We start from the raw sequence: 4,969 nt of genomic DNA, 5'->3' as shown, positions 1-4,969 counted from the left end.
AGAATGCTGGTCTGGAGCCCAGGGGGAACGCCGGAAGACGCAGCGGCACGCCATGAGGGAAATGTCAGAGTTTCCTGCCGGAGCAGAGGGAGCGCGCGTTTCGGACAGGATGCGGGCGGCGCAGAAGAGCGGCGGGAGGGGGCCGCATGAGGACGGGCGCAGAGGCGGGCAAAGGGAATGCCGCTCACCCATCACCGTGCAGGGGTGCGGGAAGTGAAGGCGAGGGAGTGCCGGAGTTTCAGAGACTCCTCAGCGGACGTGATGGGGAAGTCGCATTGTCGGCGACGCCTGCCGAACCCGCTCCATTCGGAAAGGGAAAGGCGTTCGGGCAGCACAGAAACAGGAGAAGGCCGGAGCCGTCATGGAAGGACCGGAGCGCTTTTTCGAGCGGAGCCGTTGCCCGGCCCGGTACGCTTCGGGGAGAGGCAGCCGGTGTCAAGGCAGGGGCGGCGCGTGTTTTTTGAACGCGCGCCTACGGTCTGCCGCAGATTCTTTGCGTTTTTTTGGGGGATCGCGGCCCTAGATTTCCCGGCAGCACCAGATGACGCGGCCGATGACGCGCACGCTGTCGGCAAGGTCGCCGTGCAGATCCACGCTGATGGGCGAATATTCCGGGTTGCGGCTTCGGAGCACGAGCCTGCCGCCGGGCAGGGTTTCCACCTGCTTGACGTAGATTTCCTCGTTGATGCCCATGGCGTAGATGGCGTGTCCGTAGATTTCCCGCCTGCTCTGATCCACGAGCACCATGTCGCCGTGGCGAATGTCGGGCTCCATGCTGTCGCCGCACACCTTCATGAGCACCATCTTGTCGGGATTGCCCTTGCGGCACAGCCAGTCCTGACGGAAGGAGAAGTAGGAAAGCACGTCTCCCTCGGTTTCCAGACTGCCCTTGCCCGCGGCAAGGCGCGCCGCCACAAGCGGCACCATGACCAGTCCTATGGCGTCCTGTCCTTCGCCCACCTCGCCGAAAAAGCTCTCGCCCCTGGCGCGACGCTCCTTCATGATTGTCTCTTCCCTTCCGGCCTGCGCCTCATGGGAAAGCTCCGCCGCAGCGCCCGCACCGGCCTGACGGGGTTCCCGGCCGAAGAAGATCCAGTCCGTGGACAGGCCGAACTTTTCGGCCACCTTCAGAACCCAGCCGTCGGGGATGCGCCCCTTGCGGCGGGCCTGACTGACGGCCTGCGGAGACACGCCGAGAAGCTCGGCAAGCTGGCTGTCGCGCCGAAGTCCGGCTCCCTGAAGGAGACGATCGAGTGTTTCAGGTGTTGCGCTGTTCATGAATCAATGTTTAAAGGGAACGACATAAAAAGTCAATTGAAAATTGAAAAAATCAAAAAAGTTTAAAATATAAATTTTTAGTTGACAAAATCAATAAAACTGGCAAAAGGGAGTCGTGCTCAGCACAAAAAATCAATGAGACTTTTCAAGGAGCTTCCCTATGGCCATGAGTGACGATATTCGCAGCGTGCGTTCCTTTCTGGGTTCTCTGAATGTCGAGACCTTCAGCCCTGCGCTGGTTGCCCTTGCCTGCAGCAATCTTGAGGCGCTGGCTGAACAGGCCGAGGCGCTGGAAAACACGCCTCTTGCCGTGCGCCGTTCTCCCCGTCGCCGTGCGGGCTCGCCCGCCGTGCGCCGCATGGAAATGCTTTCTCTGCTCCAGTAGCACGCGCTCCGGCGGGGGGCGGGAGACGGGAAGACTCCGGGCGTTTCTTCTTCGTTGTTTCTGCCGCCCTGCGCGCAGCTTCGGCGTCGCTGCCGGACGCGTGTTGCCCGAAGTCGTTCTCTTTCTGCGTTTTTGCCTGCGCCGTGCGCGCTTCTTGTGCGATGAGCGGAATCCGGAGGCGGGAAAGCGCCGAGAGACGGCAATGGCGGCGTTCGCGTTCCTGCCGGTTCGTGTTTTTTCCTTTGAGATGCACGGAGATTCGACGCGGAAGCCGATGCCACGGCCTGGATCATTCAGGCGATGCGCGGGGCCGGACGCGGTCGGGATTCGGCGGCGGGGATTCTCCCGCACGTCTGCAATCCGGGCGTGTCGTCTCCCGCAAGGCCGGGCCGGACGCCGGGCAGAATCATTGCCGGGCCGTCGTCGGAGGGCGGGGGCGGCGTTTCGTTTCATAACCTGTGTGAGGCGGAGTGGCTCGACGCTCTCTCTTGCGGCGACGGGCGCGTCGCAGGCGTCCCTGGAGCCTTTCCGCACGCATCGGGGCATGGCGTGTCCCGTCTTTTCATGGCAGGTGCGGCCCTCTCCGGCCTGTCGTCATGCTCCTTCCGTCCTTCCGTCCTTAAAAGAAATCCCGCGTTCCGCTTTGGGGCAGAACGCGGGATGATGCGTCCATGGGGAAAGAGAACGGGGTGAAGCGTCTGCCTCTTACATGTTCTTGTTGCGGTAGACGAACTGATGCGGGTCTATGCCGTACTTCTTCACCTTGTAGTTCACGATGCGGTAGCTGGACTTGAGGTCGCGCGCGGCTTTCAGCATGTTGCCTCCGGCCTTGATGAGCGCGTCGACGAGAAGTTCCTTTTCAAAGCGGGTCACGGCGTCGCCGAGGGAGAGACCGGCTTCGGTGGCGGTGCTTTCGGCGGTCTGGAGCGACGGGGGCAGATCGCCTGCACGGATCACGCCGTCTTCGCAGTACTGGGCGGCGCGCTTGAGGCAGCTTGTGAGCTCCGAGATGTTGCCGGGCCAGAAGTAGCGGGTGAGCAGTTCCAGCGCAGGATAGGAGATGCGCTTGATTTTTTCGGTGTGATAGTCGGCGTGGCGCAGGAGCAGATGTTCCACCAGAGGCACGATGTCTTCACGGCGCTCGCGCAGGGGCGGAATGTGCAGGGAGCACACGTTGAGGCGGGCGTAGAGCTCGCCGGAGAAGCGGCCCTGTTCCACAAGAGCGTCGAGCTGGGCGCTGGTGGCGGCGATGACGCGCACGTCGACGGGCACGGGCGATTCTCCGCCCTGACGCAGCACGGTGTGTTCCTTGAGCAGAAGAAGCAGGCTTTCCTGCGCGGCGGGAGTGAGGGCTTCCACGGCGTCGAGGAAGATGGTGCCGGTGTTGGCCTGTTCAAAAAGGCCTTTCTGGGTCTGCATGGCGCCGAGGAACGCGCCTTTCTGGTAGCCGCACAGTTCTATCTGCAGGCGTTCCGGGGGCAGGGCGGCGCAGTGGCACACCACGAGCGGAATGTCGCTTCTGGGGCTGAAGGCGTGAATGCGCTTGGCCAGCCGTTCCTTGCCCACGCCGGGTTCGCCGCACAGAAGCACGGGGGCGCGGCCCTGAGCGATGTGGGCGGCCTGCTCGAGAATGTTGCGCATGACCTTCGACTGCGCAATGAACGCGGAAGAGGAGTTGGCATCCTCAAGGGCGGCGGCTTCTCTGGTGATCTGGCCGGGCAGACGGCGCTGACGGCTGAGCTCTTCCTGAAGATAGGCGGCTTCGTTGGCGATGAGGGCGGCCACCACTTCCATGAACACGCGGCGCTTTTCGAGGTCTTCGCGGGAGACGAACTCGGCGTCGGCATTGAGCGTGCCTATGACCTCGCGCGCGGAAAGCGGGCCGTCGCCTGCCGGTGCCAGAATGGGCACGGAAATGAACGACAGGCGTTCCATCTCCTCATCGGAGCGTTCGAAGAGCAGGCTGAGGAACAGCGAATCGCCCTTGAGCTTTTCCACGATGACGGAACGACCGGTGGCAAACACCTGTCCCGTCACGCCCACGCCGGGCGCGTAGTTGGCATGGTTGGCTCTGGGCTGGGCGTCGGCCAGACTGAGGCGCAGCATGCCGGTTTCGGGATCGAACAGAACGAGATGCGGACGCAGAAAGCCGTGACGTTCGGAAAGCTTGCGAAGCAGCGAGGTCAGGCTCGTCTGAAAGGGGCGTTTGGGGCCCATTTCGCTGGCAATGAGACGCAGGGTCTCAAGCCACGGGCTGACGTCCTGATTTGAGGCATTGTTGGAATGATGCAGCATGAAAGCACTCCGACGGTCGGAACGGCGTTATTTCTTGAGAGAGGCGATGCGGGAACGGAAAAACGCGGCGGATTCCTGATCGGTAGGCGGAAGGGCGGCTACGGCGGCTTCGTAGGCGGCTATGGCTCCGGCTTTGTCGCCGGCGGCCACGGCGGCTTCCGCCGTCTGCTGATGGATGACGGGAGCCACGTCGGCGGGAGCGGAGGCGGCAAGCGTCTTGAATTCGTCGCGGGCGGCGGCAAAGTCGCCCTTGTGCATGAGCACCTGCGCGTGATTGAGGCGGGCGGCAAAGGCCAGCGGCGTGTCGCCGTCCTGCTCGGCCACGGAGGCGTAGGCAGCGGCAGCCTTGTCCCAGTTGTCGGTAACCATGGCGGCGGCAGCGAGTTCCAGATTGGCGGCGATGTGCACGGCGGAGGGGGCATCCTTGAGGAAGCCTTCCAGCGCGGCCACGCGGCGCGCCGGATCCTGAATGGAAATGATGCTGCCGAGCGCCATGCGGGCATCGGCGATCTGTTCTTCGCGATACCACTGCCAGCCGGCCACGGAAAGAATGCCGATGACCACGACCACGACGCCGGCGGCGATCTTGCGGGCGTGATTCAGCACGAAGTTCCACAGGGGCGCGGCTTCGGGGCTGACTTCGGCCTGCATTTCGGAGCTGAAATTGGGAATGTTCACGCCGCCCATGACGGGATCGGCGCCTTTGTGAAAGGCAGGCTGGGAAAGAGGCGTAGGCTTCTGAATGGTGGGACGCTGAGCCATGCGGAAACTCCTTGGGGGAGAAAAAGGACAAAAGGAAAGGCCGGACAGTTCCGGGCCTGCAAGCAGGCTAGTAAAGACTGACATAAATGTCAAATGCAGACGTCATAGTAATGCGAAGGAACGTACTGTCCGGACACACTTTACGGACTGCGGGACGTGCACGACGTCCGCCGCGCCTGACGGCGGAAGTGAATTCCGCCTGCCTGCGGCCGTCGGCCGGGCTCCTGACGTCGCCCGGGGCCTTCGGGC

The 4,969-nt window shown here is 63.0% G+C and carries 4 protein-coding genes; 1 reads left to right on the top strand and 3 read right to left on the bottom strand.

What is annotated here, in order from left to right:
• Window positions 1–519 precede the first annotated feature (519 nt).
• On the bottom strand, window positions 520–1,278 hold the full coding sequence (locus Q0J81_RS10555; RefSeq protein ID WP_294447750.1) for a S24 family peptidase: 759 nt from the start codon (window positions 1,276–1,278) through the stop codon (window positions 520–522).
• Window positions 1,279–1,438: 160 nt separating this feature from the next.
• Here Q0J81_RS10555 and Q0J81_RS10550 point away from each other — a divergent pair, with 160 nt between their 5' ends.
• Window positions 1,439–1,663, top strand: a complete 225-nt coding sequence (locus Q0J81_RS10550) for a hypothetical protein (RefSeq protein WP_294447747.1) — start codon at window positions 1,439–1,441, stop codon at window positions 1,661–1,663.
• 705 nt (window positions 1,664–2,368) lie between these two features.
• Here the strand turns inward: Q0J81_RS10550 and Q0J81_RS10545 are convergent.
• Together Q0J81_RS10545 and Q0J81_RS10540 are read right to left on the bottom strand one after the other, a co-directional pair.
• The gene (locus tag Q0J81_RS10545; RefSeq protein ID WP_294447745.1) at window positions 2,369–3,958 is read right to left on the bottom strand and encodes a sigma-54-dependent Fis family transcriptional regulator; all 1,590 of its coding nucleotides are present in this window, start codon (window positions 3,956–3,958) and stop codon (window positions 2,369–2,371) included.
• A gap of 27 nt (window positions 3,959–3,985) precedes the next feature.
• Window positions 3,986–4,720 carry a tetratricopeptide repeat protein gene (locus tag Q0J81_RS10540; RefSeq protein WP_294447743.1) on the bottom strand — a complete coding sequence of 245 codons (735 nt, stop codon included), beginning with the start codon at window positions 4,718–4,720 and terminating at the stop codon, window positions 3,986–3,988.
• Window positions 4,721–4,969: the final 249 nt, after the last annotated feature.

It is taken from the genome of uncultured Mailhella sp., assembly GCF_944324575.1.
Lineage (GTDB): Bacteria > Desulfobacterota > Desulfovibrionia > Desulfovibrionales > Desulfovibrionaceae > Mailhella.
The sequence above is the reverse complement of the archived record's forward strand: the minus strand, read 5'-3'. Positions and strand labels throughout refer to the sequence as shown.